This is a genomic window from Streptomyces sp. Ru62 (assembly GCF_002920615.1).
GTDB lineage: Bacteria > Actinomycetota > Actinomycetes > Streptomycetales > Streptomycetaceae > Streptomyces.
Genome location: NZ_PQSU01000032.1, coordinates 43,302 through 62,046, shown reverse-complemented (window position 1 = coordinate 62,046; position 18,745 = coordinate 43,302). Strand labels below are relative to the sequence as shown.

General features: G+C 74.2%; 18 protein-coding genes. 10 read left to right on the top strand and 8 right to left on the bottom strand.

Annotated elements, in window-relative coordinates; genetic code table 11:
- Position 1: 1 nt before the first annotated feature.
- From C3492_RS34190 to C3492_RS34175, 4 genes are all read left to right on the top strand, one after another.
- Positions 2 to 832 (top strand): putative hydro-lyase, encoded by an 831-nt coding sequence (locus C3492_RS34190; RefSeq protein WP_103816548.1) that lies wholly within the window; start codon positions 2 to 4, stop codon positions 830 to 832.
- Between the two features lie 70 nt (positions 833 to 902).
- Entirely contained in the window at positions 903 to 1,661 is a 759-nt protein-coding gene (locus C3492_RS34185; protein ID WP_103816519.1) for a LamB/YcsF family protein, read from the top strand.
- Positions 1,658 to 2,275: a 5-oxoprolinase subunit PxpB gene (pxpB, locus tag C3492_RS34180; RefSeq protein WP_103816518.1), complete on the top strand. Its 618-nt coding sequence runs from the start codon at positions 1,658 to 1,660 to the stop codon at positions 2,273 to 2,275. Before C3492_RS34185 ends, pxpB begins: the two co-directional genes overlap by 4 nt.
- A 223-nt stretch (positions 2,276 to 2,498) precedes the next feature.
- A complete protein-coding gene (locus C3492_RS34175; protein ID WP_103816517.1) occupies positions 2,499 to 3,368 on the top strand; it encodes a biotin-dependent carboxyltransferase family protein in 870 nt (289 codons plus the stop codon).
- A 205-nt stretch (positions 3,369 to 3,573) separates the two neighbouring features.
- On the opposite strand, the gene C3492_RS34170 is transcribed toward C3492_RS34175, so the two are convergent.
- The 5 genes from C3492_RS34170 to C3492_RS34145 all read right to left on the bottom strand — a co-directional run bounded on the left by C3492_RS34170 (position 3,574) and on the right by C3492_RS34145 (position 9,602).
- Positions 3,574 to 4,527, bottom strand: a complete 954-nt coding sequence (locus C3492_RS34170) for an SGNH/GDSL hydrolase family protein (RefSeq protein WP_374938406.1) — start codon at positions 4,525 to 4,527, stop codon at positions 3,574 to 3,576.
- A 355-nt stretch (positions 4,528 to 4,882) separates the two neighbouring features.
- Entirely contained in the window at positions 4,883 to 6,058 is a 1,176-nt protein-coding gene (locus C3492_RS34165) for a glycosyltransferase (protein WP_103816515.1), read from the bottom strand.
- On the bottom strand, positions 6,055 to 7,182 hold the full coding sequence (locus tag C3492_RS34160; RefSeq protein ID WP_103816514.1) for a glycosyltransferase family 1 protein: 1,128 nt from the start codon (positions 7,180 to 7,182) through the stop codon (positions 6,055 to 6,057). Before C3492_RS34160 ends, C3492_RS34165 begins: the two co-directional genes overlap by 4 nt.
- A 308-nt stretch (positions 7,183 to 7,490) precedes the next feature.
- Positions 7,491 to 8,909 (bottom strand): hypothetical protein, encoded by a 1,419-nt coding sequence (locus C3492_RS34155; protein WP_103816513.1) that lies wholly within the window; start codon positions 8,907 to 8,909, stop codon positions 7,491 to 7,493.
- A 300-nt stretch (positions 8,910 to 9,209) separates the two neighbouring features.
- Positions 9,210 to 9,602 carry an ankyrin repeat domain-containing protein gene (locus C3492_RS34145; RefSeq protein WP_103816547.1) on the bottom strand — a complete coding sequence of 131 codons (393 nt, stop codon included), beginning with the start codon at positions 9,600 to 9,602 and terminating at the stop codon, positions 9,210 to 9,212.
- A gap of 294 nt (positions 9,603 to 9,896) precedes the next feature.
- On the opposite strand from C3492_RS34145, the gene C3492_RS34140 reads away from it, so the two are divergent.
- Together C3492_RS34140 and C3492_RS34135 are read left to right on the top strand one after the other, a co-directional pair.
- On the top strand, positions 9,897 to 10,091 hold the full coding sequence (locus C3492_RS34140) for a hypothetical protein (RefSeq protein WP_014671463.1): 195 nt from the start codon (positions 9,897 to 9,899) through the stop codon (positions 10,089 to 10,091).
- 40 nt (positions 10,092 to 10,131) lie between these two features.
- Entirely contained in the window at positions 10,132 to 11,745 is a 1,614-nt protein-coding gene (locus C3492_RS34135; protein ID WP_103816512.1) for a hypothetical protein, read from the top strand.
- A 158-nt stretch (positions 11,746 to 11,903) separates the two neighbouring features.
- Here the strand turns inward: C3492_RS34135 and C3492_RS34130 are convergent, their stop codons facing one another.
- On the bottom strand, positions 11,904 to 13,412 hold the full coding sequence (locus tag C3492_RS34130; RefSeq protein WP_103816511.1) for a PLP-dependent aminotransferase family protein: 1,509 nt from the start codon (positions 13,410 to 13,412) through the stop codon (positions 11,904 to 11,906).
- Positions 13,413 to 13,515: 103 nt separating this feature from the next.
- Between C3492_RS34130 and C3492_RS34125 the strand changes: the two genes are divergently transcribed.
- The 4 genes from C3492_RS34125 (at position 13,516) to C3492_RS34110 (ending at position 17,016) form a co-directional block, all read left to right on the top strand.
- Positions 13,516 to 14,187, top strand: a complete 672-nt coding sequence (locus tag C3492_RS34125) for a YitT family protein (RefSeq protein WP_103816510.1) — start codon at positions 13,516 to 13,518, stop codon at positions 14,185 to 14,187.
- Positions 14,184 to 14,960, top strand: coding sequence for a glycerophosphodiester phosphodiesterase (locus tag C3492_RS34120; RefSeq protein ID WP_103816509.1), 777 nt, complete (start codon positions 14,184 to 14,186; stop codon positions 14,958 to 14,960). Before C3492_RS34125 ends, C3492_RS34120 begins: the two co-directional genes overlap by 4 nt.
- A 56-nt stretch (positions 14,961 to 15,016) precedes the next feature.
- Entirely contained in the window at positions 15,017 to 16,363 is a 1,347-nt protein-coding gene (locus tag C3492_RS34115; protein ID WP_103816508.1) for an MFS transporter, read from the top strand.
- A gap of 278 nt (positions 16,364 to 16,641) precedes the next feature.
- A complete protein-coding gene (locus tag C3492_RS34110; protein WP_003977404.1) occupies positions 16,642 to 17,016 on the top strand; it encodes an RNA polymerase-binding protein RbpA in 375 nt (124 codons plus the stop codon).
- Positions 17,017 to 17,101: 85 nt separating this feature from the next.
- Here the strand turns inward: C3492_RS34110 and fxsA are convergent, their stop codons facing one another.
- Positions 17,102 to 17,653, bottom strand: coding sequence for an FxsA family membrane protein (fxsA, locus tag C3492_RS34105; protein ID WP_103816507.1), 552 nt, complete (start codon positions 17,651 to 17,653; stop codon positions 17,102 to 17,104).
- 91 nt (positions 17,654 to 17,744) lie between these two features.
- Positions 17,745 to 18,539 (bottom strand): polyprenol monophosphomannose synthase, encoded by a 795-nt coding sequence (locus C3492_RS34100; protein ID WP_103816506.1) that lies wholly within the window; start codon positions 18,537 to 18,539, stop codon positions 17,745 to 17,747.
- Positions 18,540 to 18,745: the final 206 nt, after the last annotated feature.

The following is an 18,745-nucleotide window of genomic DNA, read 5'->3' as shown; positions in this document are numbered from 1 at the left end:
GGTGAACCGTACCGAGGACCGGCCCGTCACCACCGTCGACGCGCACGCGCACGCGTGGAGCCCGGAAACCGCGCGGGCCCGCTTCCGCGACGGCCTGGCCGGGCCGACCGCCGGCGTCGCGGCGGGCCACACCCAGGCCAACCTGATCGCGGTGCCCGCCGACTGGGCCTACGACATGCTTCTGTTCTGCCAGCGCAACCCCAAGCCGTGCCCCGTGCTCGACGTCACGGACGCCGGTTCCCCGGCGACCGTCCTCGCCGAGGGCGCCGACCTGCGCACCGACCTGCCGCGCTACCGGGTGTGGCAGGACGGCGAGCTGGTGGACGAACCCACGGACGCGCGCGCGTACTGGCGGGACGACCTGGTGTCGTTCCTGCTCGGGTGCAGCTTCACCTTCGAGTGGGCGCTGGCCCGCGCGGGCGTGCCGATCCGGCACGTCGAGCAGGGCCGGAACGTGCCGATGTACGTGACCAGCCGGGCCTGCCGGGAGGCGGGCCGGCTGCGCGGGCCGATGGTGGTCTCCATGCGGCCGGTGCCGCCCGAGCGTCTGGGCGCGGCGATCCGGGAGAGCAGCCTGCTGCCGGCCGTGCACGGGGGTCCGGTGCACTGCGGGGACCCGGCGGCCCTCGGCATCGAGGACCTCGGGCGGCCCGACTTCGGCGACCCGGTGACCGCCGCCGACGGGGACATCCCGGTGTTCTGGGCCTGCGGGGTGACCCCGCAGGCGGCCGTGATGGCCTCCCGGCCGCCGTTCGCGATCACCCACGCGCCGGGCCAGATGTTCCTGACCGACGCACGGGACGAGCAGTACCGGCTGGTCGGCGTCGACTGAGCCCGGCTGTACCGCAACCCCGGCCCCGCGCACAAGAGAACTCCACGAGAACCGGAGACGCGAGAACACCATGACCGCGATCGATCTGAACGCCGACCTGGGCGAGGGCTTCGGCCGCTGGCGGCTGACCGACGACGAACAACTCCTGTCCGTCGTCACCAGCGCCAACGTGGCCTGCGGCTTCCACGCCGGGGACGCGGCCACCATGCGCCGGGTGTGCGAACGGGCGGCCGAGCGCGGGGTGACGATCGGCGCGCAGGTCTCCTACCGGGACCTGGCCGGTTTCGGGCGGCGCGCGATGGATGTGCCGCCCGCCGAGCTGGCGGCCGAAGTGGCCTACCAGATCGGTGCCTTGGAGGTGTTCGCGCGGGCGGCGGGGGCGCGCGTGGCGTACGTCAAACCGCACGGCGCGCTCTACAACCGGGTCGTGCACGACGAGGAACAGGCCCGCGCGGTGATCGAGGGCGTGCGGCTGGCGGACGCCTCGCTGCCGGTGCTGGGCCTGCCCGGCTCGCGGTTCCTGGAGCTGGCGGCGGAGGCCGGCCTGCCGGCCGTCACGGAGGCCTTCGCGGACCGCGCGTACACCGACGAGGGCACCCTCGTGCCGCGCGGCCACGAGGGTGCCGTGGTGACCGACCCGGACGCCGTCGTGGAGCGCTCGGTGAGCCTCGCGCGCTCCGGTGCGGTCATCGCGCACTCCGGCGCGCGGATCCAGGTGCGCGCCCGGTCGCTGTGCCTGCACGGCGACACACCGGGCGCGGTCGGCCTGGCCCGGCGGGTGCGGGAACGGCTGGTGGCGGCGGGCGTGCGGGTGGAGGCGTTCGCGTGAGGGCACTTCCCGTCGGCGACGACGCGCTGCTCGTCGAGGTGGCCTCCGGGGACGAGGCGCAGGCCCTGCACGCGGAGCTGCTGCGGCGCCGCGCGGAGGGCACGCTCACCGTGCGCGAGATCGTCCCGGCGGCCCGTACGGTGCTGCTCGACGGGCTGGCCGAGCCGGCCCGCTGGGCGGCGGAACTGACCGGCACGCGGGTGCCGGAGGTGCCTCCTCACGCGCGCGAGCTGATCGAACTGCCGGTGCGGTACGACGGCCCGGACCTGGCGGTGGTCGCCGCGCACTGGCAGGTACCGGAACGGGAGGTGGCCCGCGTCCACGCCGGCACCGAGTTCACGGTGGCCTTCTGCGGCTTCGCTCCCGGCTTCGGTTATCTCACCGGGCTGCCGGAGCGCTACCACGTCCCGCGCCGCGCCACCCCGCGCACGGCGGTCCCGGCCGGCGCCGTGGCGCTGGCCGGCCCGTACACCGGCGTCTACCCGCGTTCCTCACCCGGCGGCTGGCAACTGATCGGCACGACGGACACGGTGCTGTGGGACCCGGCACGCGTTCCTGCGGCCCTGCTGGAGCCGGGTACACGCGTACGGTTCGTGCCGGTGGGGGGCGCATGAACGGGCGGTGGCGGACCGTACCGGTAGGGGTGGGCGCCGGGGAGACCGCCGCACCGGCACAGGTACACGCCCGGGAAACCACCGCACCGGCACGGGTACACGCCCGGGAAACCGCCGAGCCGGTAGCGGCACTCATCCCGAAGACCCGCGTGGCCGGGCGGCGGACGCCGGCCCACGCGCGCGTGTGCGTCGTGCCGGCGCGACCCGTGCCCTGGGAGGCCCCATGACCGACCGTGCTCTGGTCGTCGTGCGCGCCGGGGCGCTGACCACCGTGCAGGACCGCGGGCGGCCGGGGTACGCGCACCTCGGCGTGCCCCGGTCCGGAGCGCTCGACCCGCTCGCCGCGGCACTGGTGAACCGGCTCGTCGGCAATCCTCCGGACGCCGCCGTCCTGGAGACCACGCTCAACGGCTGTACGCTGCGCCCGCGTTCGACGGTGACCGTCGCGGTCGGCGGTGCGCCCTGCCCGGTGTCGGTGGGCGGTCGCCCGGCCGCGTGGGGTGCCCCGGTCGTCGTACCGGCGGGCGAACTGCTGGAGGTGGGCGCGGCCACGGCCGGGGTGCGCAGCTACGTCTCGGTCGGCGGCGGCGTCGCCGTGGAGCCGGTCCTCGGCAGCCGCGCCACCGACCTGCTGTCCGGCCTCGGTCCGGCACCGCTCACGGACGGCACGGTCCTGCCCCTGGGCGCCCCGGCCGGCCCGCCCGCGCGCGTGGACGGCGCGCCGCAGCCGTGTCCGCCGGCCGAGCTCGTGCTCCGGGTGACGCCGGGCCCGCGCGACGACTGGTTCACGGCGCGGGCGGTCCGGGATCTCACCACGCGCGCGTACCGGGTCTCCGCGGCGAGCAACCGCATCGGCCTGCGCACCGAGGGGCCCGCGCTGGAGCGGGCCCGGCCCGGTGAACTCCCCAGCGAGGGCGTGGTGCTGGGCGCGGTCCAGGTTCCGCCGGACGGACGCCCGGTGGTCTTCCTCGCGGACCATCCGACCACCGGCGGCTACCCGGTGATCGCGGTGGTCCGCGCCGCCGACCTCCCGGCCGCCGCCCAGGCCCTCCCGGGCACCCCGGTCCGGTTCGTACCGGTGCGGCGCCGCTGAGCCTCCACGGCTGAGACGCCCCGCGCCCGAGGCACCTCCTCGGGCGTGATCGTCCCCGACCGCCGCGCCGCCCTCACCTCGGGCCCGTCACCACTGCCACGACGCCCCGGCGGCGCCGACGGGCAGCGCTGCCGCGTGTTCGTGATTGCCGGCACCACTGGGTCTCACCAGGGGGACACAGCCCCACCGCCCCACCCGCCGCATCTCAGCGGAGCCACCCCACCCCACCTCGACCGGCCGAAACGGCCCCGGCGGAGGCAACCGTCTCCACGGCCCCCGCCGCCTCCAGGCCCACCACCTCGACCGCCGCCTCCGCCGGGACAGTCCCGCCCCTCTCGTTGCCGCGCCACTGGGCCGCTGCCTCCACGGCGCAGGCCTCCGGAAGGGCCGCCAAGGCTGCCGACACCGTCGCCGATGCGCGGAGGTCCAGGTGGGCGCCGGTGCCCAGCGCGCGGTGGCGCAGTTCGCCGGCGGCCAGGCGCAGCAGCTGCGGCAGCAGGTCGTTGCAGCGCCGGAGCACCCAGCCGGTCCCCGCCGTGGCCAGCCACCACAGGCTCGCCGTGCGGGTCGGCGCGGGGAACTCCGGTTCGGGCGTGGGAGGTTCCCCGGTCGCGTGGCCCGCCTCGGCGAGCAGGGCGTGGCAGCGGACGGCGAGCTGCCGGTGACCGCGCTCGGCGGGGTGCAGCCGGTCCGCGCTCCACAGGCTCCGGTCGCTGATCCAGCCGTCGTCCGCCGCGTGCAGGTGGACGGCGCCGTACCGCTCGGACAGCGCGTGGACGACCGCGTTGACCGCCCGTTGCCGGCGGGCCAGCGGACGGGCCAGGGCGTCCGGGAGCCGGAGCATGGCGCCGGGGTCGGGCAGGCAGGCCGTGAGCAGGATGGCGCCCTGACGGGTGAGGGAGCCGTACACCTGGTCGAGGTGGGCGGCCACGGCGTGGACGTCGAAGGTGCGGCGCAGCGTGTCGTTGACGCCGACGACGACGGACGCCAGGTCGGGGCGCAGCTCCAGGGCGGCCGGCGTCTGCCTCTCCAGCACGTCCCGGGTCTGCGCCCCCCTGACCGCGAGGTTGGTGAACCGCACCCGCTCGCTGTCCTCGGCGAGGGAAGCGGCCAGCAGCGCGGCCCAGCCCCGCCATCCGGCACCGACCGGGTCACCCAGGCCCTCGGTCAGCGAGTCCCCGAGCGCGACGAAGTGGACGAAGCCGCTCCGCTGTGCCCCGTCCCCGGCTCCCGAGCCACCCCCTCCGGCAGGAACGGAGCCACTCCGCCGCATCGCGACCTCAGCTCCCCCACCGGCCCCTCCCACACGAGCGGGACCGCCCCGCCCGGCCGCGACCTCAGCTCCCCCACCGGCCCCTCCCACACGAGCGGACCGCCCCGCCCGGCCGCGACCTCAGCTCCCCCACCGGCCCCTCCCACACGAACGGGACCGCCCCGCCCGGCCGCGACCTCAGCTCCCCCACCGGCCCCTCCCGCACAGACGGAGCCACTCCGTCCCGTCACGGCATCCGCTCTCATGCCACGCCCTCCGGTACGACGGGCCGGGTGTCTGCCCGGCGCAGCACCTCCGTGTCGTGGGCCGCCAGGAAGGCCTCCACGGCCGTTCCCCAGCCGAAGCACTCCGCACGCGCGCGTGCCGCTTCCCGCCGCTCGGGCTCGGCGCGGTCCAGCAGCAGTTCCACGGCGTCCGCGAACGCCTCTGCGCCGCCCGCCGCCGTCGCCCCCGCCGACCCGATGACCTCGGGCAGCGCGGAGGACGCGCTCGCCACCACGGGCGTACCGCAGGCCATGGCCTCCAGCGCGGCCAGTCCGAAGGTCTCGGCGGGCCCCGGCGCGAGACACACGTCGGCGGACGCCTGGAGCGCGCCGAGGGCCGTCCGGTCGGAGACGTGCCCGAGGAAGGTCACGGGGAGCCCGCGGTCCCGCGCACGCTGCTCCAGCCGGGCCCGCAGCGGCCCGTCCCCGGCCACCACGAGCACCGCCCGCCGCCCGCGCCGCCGCAGCGCCTCCAGGGCGTCCAGGGCCGTGCCCGGGCGCTTCTCGACGGACAGCCGGGACGCCATCACGAGCAGCGCCTCGTCCCCGCGCGCGTGGCGGTCACGCAGCCCGGGATCGCGCAGCGCGGGGTGCCGTTCCGTCAGGTCGACACCCAGGGGGGCGCGTACGACGTTCCGCGCGCCGATGCGCACGAACTCGCGCTCGGCGAACTCGGTGGTGCACACCACCCGCGAGTAGACGTGCGCGGACCGGGTGTTGAGGGAGTCGGCGGCGCGCCGCGCCAGGTGCTCGGGCAGGCCCCAGGTGCGCAGCACGCCGTCGGCGGTCTCGTGGGACACCATCACTGCGGGCACGCGCGCGCGTCGGGCCCAGCGGCCGGTCCAGCGCAGGGTGGTCCGGTCGGAGACCTCCAGGCGGTCCGGGGCCAGCTCCTCCAGGAGGGCGGCCACGCGCCGCTTGTCGGTGAGGACGCGGTAGCCGCCGGTGCCGGGCAGCAGCGGGCCGGGCAGGGTGATGACCCGGCCCTGCTCGGTGTCGCGGTCGGTGTGCCGTTCGCCGGGCACGATCAGGACCGGTTCGTGACCGGCGGCCCGGAAACCCCTGCCGAGTTCCCGCAGGGCGGTGCGCAGGCCGCCGGAGGCGGGGGCGACGAAGTTGGCGAGGCGGACGATGCGCAGGGACTGCCCGGTCATGCCGCCACCGCCGTCTTCCGGTCCGCGAGGACGTCGTCGTAGTGGGCGATCAACTGGTCGCCGACGGCGGCCCAGGTGCGGCCCTCGACCGTCGCGCGGGCGGTGGCGCCGTACGCGGCGCGCCGCGCGGGGTCGGCGGCCAGGGCGCGGACGGCCTCCTGTACGGCGGCGGCGTCGCGCGGCGGGACCAGCAGACCGGTACGGCCGTGGTCGACCAGGTCGAGCGGGCCGCCGACGGCCGGGGCGACGACCGGGACACCGCTGGCCATGGCCTCCTGGACGGTCTGGCAGAACGTCTCGAAGGGACCGGTGTGCACGAACAGGTCCAGTGAGGCGAAGATCCGGGCCAGTTCGTCGCCGGTGCGACGGCCGAGGAAGACGGCGCCGGGCAGGGCCTCGGTCAGATGGGCCTGGCTGGGTCCGTCGCCGACGACCACCACCCGTACGCCGGCCAGCCCGCAGACTCCGGAGAGCAGTTCGACGTGCTTCTCCGGGGCGAGCCGGCCGACGTAGCCGACGATCAGTTCGCCGTCGGGCGCGAGTTCCCGGCGCAGCGCCTCGTCGCGGTGCTGTGGCCGGAAACGTACGGTGTCCACGCCGCGCGGCCAGAGCCGTACCCGCGGTATGCCGTGTTCCTCCAGGTCCGACCGGGCGGCGCTGGAGGGGGCCAGCGTGCGGTCGGCGGCGCCGTGCACGGAGCGGATCCGCCGCCAGGCCGCGGCCTCCCCGGCGCCCATGTAGGTACGGGCGTAGCCGGCCAGGTCGGTCTGGTAGACGGCGACGGCGGGAAGGCCGAGCCGGGCGGCGGCCGCCATGCCACGGACGCCGAGGACGAAGGGACTGGCCAGGTGGACCACGTCGGGGCGGTGCGCGACGAGGGCGGCGGCGAGACGCCGGCTGGGGAGGGCGACGCGCACCTGGGGGTAGCCGGGGAGCGGGAGGGAGGGAATCCGGACGACCGGGCACGGGGCGTCCGTGTCCGGGCCGCTGCCGGGTGCGGGAGCGGGGGCGACGACGAGCGGGAGGTGACCGCGATCTACGAGGTGCCGGGCGGTCTGGAGCGCGCAGTGGGCCACGCCGTTCACATCGGGGGGAAAGGATTCGGTCACGATGACGACACGCATACGGGTGTTGTCGCCGCGCTGGACGTGCCCGCGTCAACTTCGATCTTTCGGCGCGGGGAACGTCCCATGAGCGTTGGGCTGCACACCCGAGCAGGTCAGGCAGCCGTCATGGCCACCTGACCCGCGGGTCATCCGGTGTTCACCCGGCGGGCGCTCGTCCGCCGGGGCAGATGTACGGGTGGGGGGCGGGCAGCCACGCCTCGCAGCCACGCCTCAGCCGGGGCTCACGCCCGGCCCCCGGCGATCCAGCCGAGGCTCACGCCCGGACCCAGCGGTTCGGTAGGCGCTCACGCCCGGTCCCCAGCGGTTCAGCCGAGGCTCACGTCCGGTCCGAAGCGGCTGCGTACCGCGGTCTGGACCTCGTCCTCCTCGGCCGGATCGGCGGCGAGGCGGCGCAGGCGCTCCACGACCCGGGCGTCACCGGTCTCGGCGTGCCGGGCGGCCAGTTCGCGGGTGGTCTCCTCGCAGTCCCACAGGCATTCGACGGCGAATCCGGTGGCGAAGGAGGGGTCGGTGGCGGCCAGCGCGCGGGCGGCGCGGCCGCGGAGATGGGAGGAGGCCGTCTCCCGGTAGACATGGCGCAGGACGGGGGCGGCGCAGACGATGCCGAGGCGTCCGGCGCCGTCGACGAGCGTCCAGAGGGTGGGCGCGTCCGGCCCCTCGCCGCGCACGGCCTCGCGGAGGGCGCCGAGGACGAGGTCGCGGTCCTGGGCGCCGCCGCGGCAGGCGAGCATGCGTCCGGCGGCGGCACCGAGCGCGTCGGGGCGCTGGGCCCAGCCGCGCGCCCGGTCGACGGCGGCGACGCTGCGCATCCGCTCGAAGGCGTCGACGGCGGCCTCCACGACGGGTGCCGTCCCGTCGACGACGGCTGCCTCGATCAGGTCGAGGGCGTCCCGGTCGTCGCTGTCGGCGAGGTAGCGCAGTGCGGTGCAGCGGGCTCCGTCGGTGCCGGTCCGGGCGGCCTGGAGGATCTCGGGCCGGTCCTCGGGACCGGCCACGGCGACCAGGCAGCGGGCGGCGGGCACATGGAGGGCGGCGCCGCGCTCCATGCCCTGCTGGGCCCACTCGAAGACGGCGCGGACGCTCCAGCCGGGGCGGGGGCCGGCGGGCCGCATCTGCCGCTGCCAGCGGTCGAAACAGCCGGCCTCCTGGGCGGCACGCACCCGTGCGGCGATCGACGCGCGCGGATCCTCGGCCCACAGCCGCCAGGGCCGCGGCTCGAAGGCGTCCCGTACGGCGGCGGCCAGCTCGGCCTCGCCCTCGGGATCGGTGGCGAAGCGGGCCAGGACGGGGGCGGCGAGGGCGCGCAGACCGGCGTCGTCGTCCCTCAGGGCCAGCTCGTCCAGGGCCCACGCCCAGTTGGAGCCGTGCGCGGCGTACCTGCGCAGCAGCTCCAGGGCGTCCCGCCTGCCGTAGGAGGCGAGGTGGCCGAGGACGGCCAGGGCCAGGCCGGTGCGGGACTCGTCGGTGTCGACGACGTCCTCGGGGTCGAAGAGGTGCGCCTCCACGGCGTCCAGCTCGCCGTTCAGGTCGAGGTAGAGCCGGGCGTAGTAAAGGGAGCGGTTCTCCACCTGCCAGTCGTGGCGGGGGTCGCGCAGCACACAGTGGTTCAGGGCCGCGAGCGCTTCGGCGCGCGGGGCCGTGAGCGCGTGCAGCGTGCCGTCACCACGGCCGCGCTGGAGCAGGCCGAGCAGCGTACCGCTGGGCGCTATGACCGGATCGAACATGGGAAACAGCCTCACATCAAGCGTCGACGCAACCGGGGAACACGCATTACCTGGCCGCGTGACACAACGTCGGAGCGCCCGCCGTCTCTTGCTTGCTGTAGACCATCTCTCTCTGCCTCTCGTCGGTGGCCCATGCGGACCGCATCACGGCCCGCGCGGTGCGGCAACACCTGCCCAGCCATCGCGTCCGTGAATCACGTCGTCATGATGACCCGCGGTGTGTGCTGCCGCGACCGTATTTCCGGCGGCCCTGTACCGCCTCCCCCGTTTTCCGTGTCGTACCTGATCAGTGCGTCGACGTCAGTGGACGCCGAACAGTTGCAGAAGCTCTGTCCTGCCGAACATCCGGGCCGTGTCGACGGCCGACGGCGTGCCTGCGGAAGGATCGGCTCCGCCCTCCAGGAGGGCCTTGATGACGTCCGTCTCACCCTTGAAGACGGCACCCGCGAGCGGGGTCTGGCCCCGGTCGTTGACCTGATCCACCGCCGCGCCACGGGTGAGCAGCGCGCGTACCGCGTCGGCGTGACCGTGGTAGGCGGCGAGCATCACCAGGGAGTCGCCGCGGTCGTTGGTGAGGTTGGCCGGAACACCCGCGTCGACATACGCCACGAGCGCCTCGGTCTGCCCCTGCCGGGCCAGATCGAAGATCTTGGTCGCCAGCTCCACGACCTCGGGGTCGGGAACTTCACTCATCGGCCGGACCACCTCTCCATGCTGATTCGGGGACTGCTTCGTACGGGTGAATCGCCAGCGTACTGGCTCGCGTGGCACATGACCCGATCTGCCCGAGGTAAAGATCAGCAGCAGTGCCCACCGGGCGCCCCGCACCGACATCACGCCTGGTCAACCGTGCTCTGACACACTCACCCGAGTGAGGGAAATCTACCGCTTTTCACCCAGTTGCACCTTTAATCGTATGGATACATCCTGTGATCCTGGAAGAACTCATGGTGACTGTCCCCCACCATCGACACCAGGAGGCCCCAAATGATCCTCTCGCTCTCAGGTGTGCTGCTGCTCGGCGTCGTCGTCTTCCTGTTCTTCCGCAAGGACGGACTGAAGGGCTCGCACGCCACGGTGTCGGCACTCTTCGGCTTCTACCTGTCGACCACAGGCATCGCCCCGAGCATCAAAGCCGGAGGAGAGAGCCTGGCCAGCCTCCTGGGCGGCATCAAGTTCTGACCCCTCCAGTCCCGCCCGCACGCACCATCAGGAGACAGCAGTGGCCCGGCGCCCTCTCCCCCGCATTCTGAGCAAGGACAGCGCCCAGATCGCCCGGACGCAGATCGCCCGGAGCAGGGAGCTGGCCCGGACGGCGGCGGACAGCGCCACCGACGTCCTCCAGCCGCTGATCACCGTGACGCGCGGGCTGCGCCTGCTGGCCTCGGCCGGCCGGCGCAGGTGGGCGGACACGCCCAAGGACAAGCGCGGGCCACTGCTGTTCTTCGTGGCTTCCATGGTCCTGATCGTGGCCCTGATGCCGTACGGGCCGCTGTTCGCCGTCATCGCCGTGATGGCGGCAGCGGCCTGGCACGGCCGCGACCGCACCCCGTCGGCGCCCGAGGGACCCGACGAGTCCCAGACCCAACGGCTCCAGGCGCTGTACGAGGCCCTGGTGCCGTGCTTCTCCAGCTCCGAGGACCCGGCGCCGCTGTACACGCACGGCGGGGAGTGGGAGAAGGCCTACGTGGCCCACGAGTTCGACGACGCCGGACGCATCGGCCACCTCGTGATCCGCTACCCCGCCTACTTCCCGGACGGCGAGCCCGCGGCCCGCGCGCGGATCGAGCAGTTGCTCACCGCGAAGGCCGGGCGGAGCCGCGAGTACCACTTCGCCTGGGACGAGGAGGGCAACCAGCTCACCGTCACCGCCCTCCCGCCGCTGCCCGCCGACATCCCCGCCCAGCGCTTCGTCACCGCGCCCGGCGAAACAGTCCTCGGCTTCACCGACCCCAGCGAGGTCCAGCGCACGCTCCCCCTCTCCTACGGGGAGGAACGGGTCGACGTGCCGCCGGTCGTCTGGCGCACCGGCATCCGCTCCACCGAGCCGCACCTGCTGGCCATGGGCCACCCCGGCAGCGGCACGTCCACCCTGTTGCGCTCGGTCGCCATCCAGGCCCTCCAGTACGGCGACGTGCTGATCGTCGACGGCGGCGGCACCGGCGAGTACGCCTGCCTGACCGGACGGAGCGGCGTCCTGGCCGTGGAGTGCGCGCTGCCCGGGGCGCTGGCCAGCCTGGAGTGGGCCGCGCGGGAGACCGAGCGGCGGCTCGTCGCGATCAACCTGGCGCGGCAGGCGGGCGACCCGCCGCCCCCGGACACCCGGCGCCCGCTGTGGATCGTGCTCGACCGCCCGGGTGTCTTCGCGCACCTCGCCCTGGCGGACGGCCGCAAGGACCCGCAGGCGCTGCTCCAGGTGCCGTTGCGGCACGGCCGCGCGGCGAACGTGACCGTGGTCGTGGCCGAGCAGTTCGACAGCGCGGAGGTGCTCAGCGACGCGGTACGGCAGCACACGCGCGCGCGTGTCGTGCTCGGTTCCGCCGCGCCGGAGGAGGTGGAGGCGGTGCTGGGGGCGTCACCGCACACGACGTCGATGGCGCACGTGCCGCCCGGGCGGGGGTACGCCCGGCTGGGGTCCGGTCCGGTGCACCGGCTCCAGGTGCCGCGTACGCCGGATCCGTACGACGACGCCACGAGTGACGCCGACCGGCAGGCGGTCCTGGAGCTGCTGCCACCGCGGACCACCGCCGTGGAGGAGGAGCCGACGGCTCTCTCGAAACCGACGGCGGGGAAGGCACCGGTCCCCGCGGAGGCTCTGGCGGCGGAGCCTTCGTAGCACCCTGGCGGCAGCGGAGCCCCGCGGCCGACGGGACTGCGGTTCCCCAGGGGACGCGGGGAACCGCGTGTCCGGCCACGACGGTCCCGCAGCCGGACACGCATCCGAACCCCGAACCGCCAGGGCCCCGGACCGCCAAGGTCCCGGACCCGCCCGCCCTACGCCACGAACGTCCTCGGCGCCTCGCCCGCCCCCGTCGCCCCCGACTCCACCAGCCGGGCCGCGGCGGCGAGCCGTGCCGCCGCCTCGTCCGCCACCGCTCCCCCGACGGTGAACGGAAGCCGGACATAGCCCTCGAACGCGCCGTCGACGCCGAAGCGAGGGCCGGACGGGACCCGTACGCCGGTCCGTTCGCCCGCTTCCGCGAGGCGGGACCCGGACAGGCCGCCCGCGCGCACCCACAGGGTCAGGCCGCCCCGGGGCACCTCGAACTCCCAGCCGGGCAGTTCCCGGCGCAGCGCGGCCACCAGGGCGTCCCGGTTCTCCCGGGCCTGCGCCCGGCGCAGCTCGACCGCCTGCTCCCAGCCCCCGGTGCTGAAGAGCCAGTTCACGGCCAGCTGCTCCAGCACCGGCGTGCCCAGGTCGGCGTAGGCCCGCGCGGCGACCAGGCTGCGCACGACGTCGGGCGCCGCCCGCACCCAGCCGATCCGCATCCCGGCCCAGAACGCCTTGCTGGCCGAGCCGACCGTGATCACCGTGGAGCCGGCCGGGTCGAAGCCGCACACCGGGCGGGGCATACCGCCGTCCCGGAACTCCTCCTCAAGCCACAGCTCGCTCATCGTCTCGTCGGCGACCAGCACCGTGCCGGCCGCGCGGGCCGCGTCCACCAGCCGGCGCCGCTGGTCCTCGTCGGCGAGCGCCCCGGTGGGGTTGTGGAAGTCGGCGACCACGTAGGCGATCCGCGGCGCGGCCTCGCGCAGCACCTGGCGCCAGCGGTCCAGGTCCCAGCCGGACAGGCCCTCGGCCATCGCGACGGGCACGAGCCGGGCGCCCGCCTCGCGCATCAGCTGCAGGATGTTGGCGTAGGACGGGGACTCCACGGCGATCCGCTCGCCCCGGCCCGCGAAGAGGTGGCAGATGGCGTCGATGGCGCCCATCGCACCGGTCGTCACCATGATCTGCTCCGGCATGGTGGGGATCCCGCGCGCGGTGTACCGCTCGGCGATCATCGAACGCAGCGCGGGCAGTCCGGCCGGGTAGTCGCCGTGGGTGTGGGCGTACGGCGGCAGTTCCTCGAGGGCGCCCTGCACGGCCCGGGTGAGCCACGGCTCGGGCGCCGGGAGCGAGGCGCAGCCGAGGTCGATCACCGAGCCCAGGGCCTCGGGCGGCAGGGGTTCCAGGCCGCGGGCGGGGATGGGGTTGCCGGCCGGTACGGCGGTCCAGCTCCCGGCGCCGCGCCGGGACTCCAGGAAGCCCTCGCCGCGCAGCGCCTCGTAGGCCGCCGCGACGGTGGTGCGGCTGACGGACAGGGCCAGGGCCAGTTCGCGTTCCGCGGGCAGGCGCGCGGCCACCGGGACCCGGCCCTCCAGCACGAGCAGCCGGACGCCGTCGGCGAGGGCGCGATAGGCGGGGGGACGGCGGGTGCCGGGGCCGGCCGGGCGGTCCTGCTGGGAGTTGAGGAGCCGGGCGAGCTGCGCGGCCCCCACGGCCGAGGTCCACTGCGCCATGAAGATCAGTCCACCTTCCCGGAATTGGCCATGGATGACGATTCATCCCAAGCCACAGAGTGTCATGCGTCAGGCCACAGCCACCACCCAGGGGGGTACGTCCATGTCCGCTCCCAGTCCATCCGCTCCCGGCCGCCACCTCGGACGGCGGCTGGTCCAGCTGTACGCCGGGCTCGCGCTCTACGGCGCGAGTTCCGCGCTGCTCGTGGCGGCGGGCCTGGGCCTGGAGCCGTGGAACGTGCTGCACCAGGGGCTCGCGGAGCTGACCGGGCTGAGCATCGGGGTGGTGTCGATCATCGTGGGCGCGACGGTGCTGCTCCTGTGGATCCCGCTGCGCCAGCGCCCCGGGCTCGGCACGGTCTCGAACGTGTTCGTGGTCGGCCTCGCCATGGACGGCACGCTCGCGCTGCTCCCGGACGCGCACGCCCTCACCGCCCGTGTCCCGCTGCTGCTCGCGGGGATCGTGCTGAACGGCGCGGCGACCGGCCTCTACATCGCGGCGCGCTTCGGGCCGGGCCCGCGCGACGGGCTGATGACGGGCCTGCACCGGCGCACCGGCCGGTCGATCCGGCTGATGCGGACGGCGGTGGAGGTAGCGGTGGTGGTCACCGGATTCGTCCTGGGCGGCACCATCGGGGTGGGCACCGTGCTCTACGCCGTGTCCATCGGACCGCTGGCGCAGGCCTTCCTGCGGGTGTTCGCCGTCCCGTCGGCACCGGCGGGCAGCACCGTCGTTGCCGCGGCGACACCCGGGCGCGCGATACTGCGACCGTGAGCCTCACGACATCACGCCCGCGGCACCCCTTCCTGGACCACCGGGGGCCGATCGCCTTCGCCCACCGGGGCGGGGCGGCCGACGGGCTGGAGAACACCGTGGCCCAGTTCCGGCGCGCGGTGGAGCTGGGCTACCGCTACATCGAGACGGATGTGCACGCCACGGCGGACGGCCGGCTGGTCGCCTTCCACGACGCGACCCTGGACCGGGTCACCGACGGCGCGGGCCGGATCGCCGACCTGCCCTGGGCGGACGTGCGGCACGCGCGCGTGGGCGGCCGTGAACCGGTGCCGCTGTTCGAGGAGCTGCTGGAGACCTTCCCCGAGGTGCGCTGGAACGTCGACGTCAAGGCGGAGCCCGCGCTGCGGCCCCTGCTGGACCTGGTCGAGCGCATGGACGCCTGGGACCGGATCTGCGTGGGCTCCTTCTCCGAGGCACGCGTGCTGCGGGCCCAGCGGCTGGCGGGGCCCCGGCTGGCCACCTCGTTCGGCACGCGCGGGGTGCTGAGCCTGCGGCTGCGCTCGTGGGGGCTGCCGGCCGCGGTGCGCCGGTCGGCCGTGGCCGCGCAGGTGCCGGAGGCCCAGTCGGGCGTGCCCGTCGTCGACCACCGCTTCGTCCGCGCCGCCCACGCGCGCGGGCTCCAGGTGCACGTGTGGACGATCAACGAGGCGGAACGGATGCACCGGCTCCTGGACCTGGGAGTTGATGGCATCATGACCGATCACATCGACACGTTGCGCAAGGTGATGGAGGACCGCGGCGTCTGGGTCTGACCACCCGGCCGCCCCGGCCCGGGCCTTCGCGGTTGAGCGGGGAAGCGAGGGCACGGGTGAGCACCGACACCGTGCGGGCGGAGGCCGCGGACGAGTCCGCCGGCCTCAGGCGCGAGCAGCGCGGCTGGTACGTCTACGACTGGGCGTGCTCCGTCTATTCGACGAGTGTCCTCACCGTCTTCCTCGGCCCGTACCTCACCTCGGTCGCCGAGCACGCGGCGGACGCCGACGGCTATGTGCACCCGCTGGGCGTCCCGGTCCGGGCCGGCTCCTTCTTCGCGTACGCGGTGTCCCTGTCGGTGGTCCTGGCCGTCGTCGTGATGCCCCTGGTGGGCGGCGCGGCCGACCGTACGGGCCGCAAGAAGCCGCTGCTCGCGGCGGCGGCGTACACCGGCGCGGCGGCGACCACCGGGATGTTCTTCCTGGACGGCGACCGGTATCTGCTCGGCGGGGTGCTGCTCGTCGTGGCCAACGCGGCGCAGTCCGTCGGGATGATGCTCTACAACTCCTATCTGCCGCAGATCGCGCCGCCCGAGCAGCGTGACGCGGTCTCCTCCCAGGGCTGGGCCTTCGGCTACGCGGCGGGCTCACTCGTCCTCGTCGCCAACCTGGTGCTGTACTCGGCGCACGACTCCTTCGGCCTCTCCGAGACCGCCGCCGTCCGGGTCTGCCTGGCCTCGGCGGGCCTGTGGTGGGGCGCCTTCACTCTCGTACCGCTACGCCGGCTGCGCGACCGCCACGCGCGCGTGGGCCAGGCCACGGCACCGGGGCTGCGGCAGCTGGCCGCGACGGTCCGGGACATGCGCCGGCATCCGCTGACCCTGGCGTTCCTGCTGGCGTACCTCGTCTACAACGACGGCATCCAGACGGTGATCACCCAGGCCTCGGTCTACGGCTCCGAGGAGCTGGGTCTCGGCCAGTCGACCCTGATCGGGGCGGTGCTGCTGGTGCAGGTGCTGGCCGTGGCGGGGGCGCTGGCGATGGGCCGGCTGGCGCGGACGTACGGCGCGCAGCGGACGATCCTGGGCTCGTTGGTGGCCTGGACGCTCACCCTGGCGGCAGGCTGGTTCCTGCCCGCGCGGGCGCCGGTGTGGTTCTTCGTGCTGGCCGCCGGGATCGGCCTGGTCCTCGGCGGCAGCCAGGCGCTGTCCCGGTCGCTGTTCTCCCATCTGGTGCCCCCGGGCAAGGAGGCCGAGTACTTCTCGGCGTACGAGATGAGCGACCGCGGGATGAGCTGGCTGGGGCCACTGCTGTTCGGCGTGACCTACCAGCTGACCGGCAGCTACCGGTCGGCGATCATCTCGCTGGTGGCCTTCTTCGTCGTCGGCTTCGTCCTGCTGGCGCGGGTCCCGGTGCGGCGTGCGATCTCCGAGGCGGGGAACCCGTTTCCGGAGAAGATCTAGCGCCGATTTAGCACTCGGCGTGAAAGGGCGGTAGTGTACGCGTTTGGCCTGCCAGGCGTACCGTTACTGCGCGTCAAAGATGCCGAAACGCTGGGTGACATCTGCTAGCAGATGTGACAAACCGGGCGCCTGTGGGTAGAACAAGGGGCGGCTACGACGGCGACGCATGACCCGGAACGGGACTCGGAACGGGAATCTTTACCGCCGACCGGACGTTGACCGGATGACGACGACAGCGACACCTGTCCTGTGGGCGACAAGCCCGGGAGGCACGATTCATGAGTGAGCGAGCTCTTCGCGGTACGCGCCTCGTGGTGACCAGCTACGAGACGGACCGCGGTATCGACCTGGCCCCGCGCCAGGCCGTGGAGTACGCATGCGAGAAGGGGCACCGGTTCGAGATGCCCTTCTCGGTCGAGGCGGAGATCCCGCCGGAGTGGGAGTGCAAGGTCTGTGGTGCCCAGGCACTCCTCGTGGACGGCGACGGCCCTGAGGAGAAGAAGGCCAAGCCCGCGCGTACCCACTGGGACATGCTGATGGAGCGACGCACCCGCGAGGAACTCGAAGAGGTCCTTGAGGAGCGTCTGGCGGTGCTGCGCTCGGGGGCGATGAACATCGCGGTCCACCCCAGGGACAGCCGCAAGAGCGCGTAACGCGCATACAGCACAACGACCGCGGGCGCCGTACGTCTCCTACGTACGGCGCCCGCGGTCGTTTGCCGGTTCTCGTGCGGGATGCTCAGCGCGTGAGCGGGGGCCTCTGCTCCCCCGGCTCGGGCCGGTCCTCCCTGAGGACCTCGCCCTGCACCACCTTGCCGTCCGGCCGGTGGATGCGGACCTGCTGGAACGCGTCGCCCAGGCTGCCCGGGACGGCCTTGCGCAGACTCCGCTCCAGGGCGTTCTCCGCGAAGCGGCTCGCCGCCTTCTGCACCGGCGGCAGCAGCAGGAGCAGGCCCGCCGCGTCCGAGACCAGGCCCGGGATCATCAGCAGCAGGCCGCCGAGCATCATCAGGCCGTTGCCGCCGCCGCGCGCCGGTGAGCCGCCCCGCTGCACCGCCTCGTTCAGACTCCGGAAGGCGCGGCGGCCCGCCCGCTTGATGACCACGGACCCCGCCACGAGGCCCGCGACCAGCAGCAGGAACACCGTGAGACCGCCCGCCGCGCCCGCGACCAGGGTCAGCAGCCAGATCTCCAGCACCAGCCACGCGGCGAGACCCAGCGGCAGGTACCTGCGCAGCCGGGAGCGCCGGCGGCGGGCGGTGTGCGGAGAGGTCGGAGCGCCAGTCGTCATGGTCCCAGTGTGCCTCGGCACGCCTCAGCGCGGGATAAGGGGGTGATCGGCCGGCGGGAACCGGCCGACCGGCGCAGCGGCGGGCCCGCCGCTACGCCTGCCTGTCCCTGCCGGTGAGCTTGCCGAGGCGGTCCCCGACGCCCCAGGAGGTGACCCGCCACAGGGCCTCGACCACGATGTCCCGGCTCATCTTGGAGTCGCCCAGTTCCCGCTCGACGAAGGTGATGGGGACCTCGACGACGTGGTAGCCGGCCTTCACCGCGCGGCGGGCCAGGTCGACCTGGAAGCAGTAGCCCTGCGAGGCGACCTCGCCGAGGCCGAGGCCCTCCAGCGTCTGGCGGCGGAAGGCGCGGAAGCCGCCGGTCACGTCCTTGATCGGCACGTCGAGCATGAGCCGCGAGTACGTGGAGCCGCCCCGTGAGAGGAACTCCCGGGACTTCGGCCAGTTCACCACGCGGCCGCCGGGCACCCAGCGGGAACCGAGGACCAGGTCGGCGCCCTTGAGCGCGGTGAGCAGCCGGGGCAGTTCCTCGGGCTGGTGGGAGCCGTCGGCGTCCATCTCGATCAGCACGCCGTAGTCCCGCTCCAGGCCCCAGCGGAAGCCCGCGAGGTAGGCGGCGCCGAGGCCCTCCTTGCCCTTGCGGTGCAGCACATGGACGTGCTCGTCGTCGGCGGCCAGTTCGTCGGCGAGCTTGCCGGTGCCGTCGGGGCTGTTGTCGTCCGCGATCAGCACGTGCGCCTCGGGGACGGCCTTGCGCACCCGGCCGACGATGGACTTGATGTTCTCCGCCTCGTTGTAGGTCGGGATGATCACCAAGGCCGTGCCGAGCGGGCCGAACTGCCTCCCCTGGGCCTCGGCCGCGAGGGTCCCGTCGCCGTCGTTCACTGCTGCCCCTTCATGTCGTACGCAGGGGTCCACCATAGTGGCCGCGGCCTGGGAAGAGGTGACAGCGCGTTCGTATGGTGGTGTCGGTTCCACAAGAGCGGGGTAAGAAGGAACTTTTCGGTACTTTTCCACCACGTGCTGAACATCTTCGTACCACGACGGATGGGGGCCCGGCGCCCTTCGGTCCGACCCGGGACCCGCTGGCT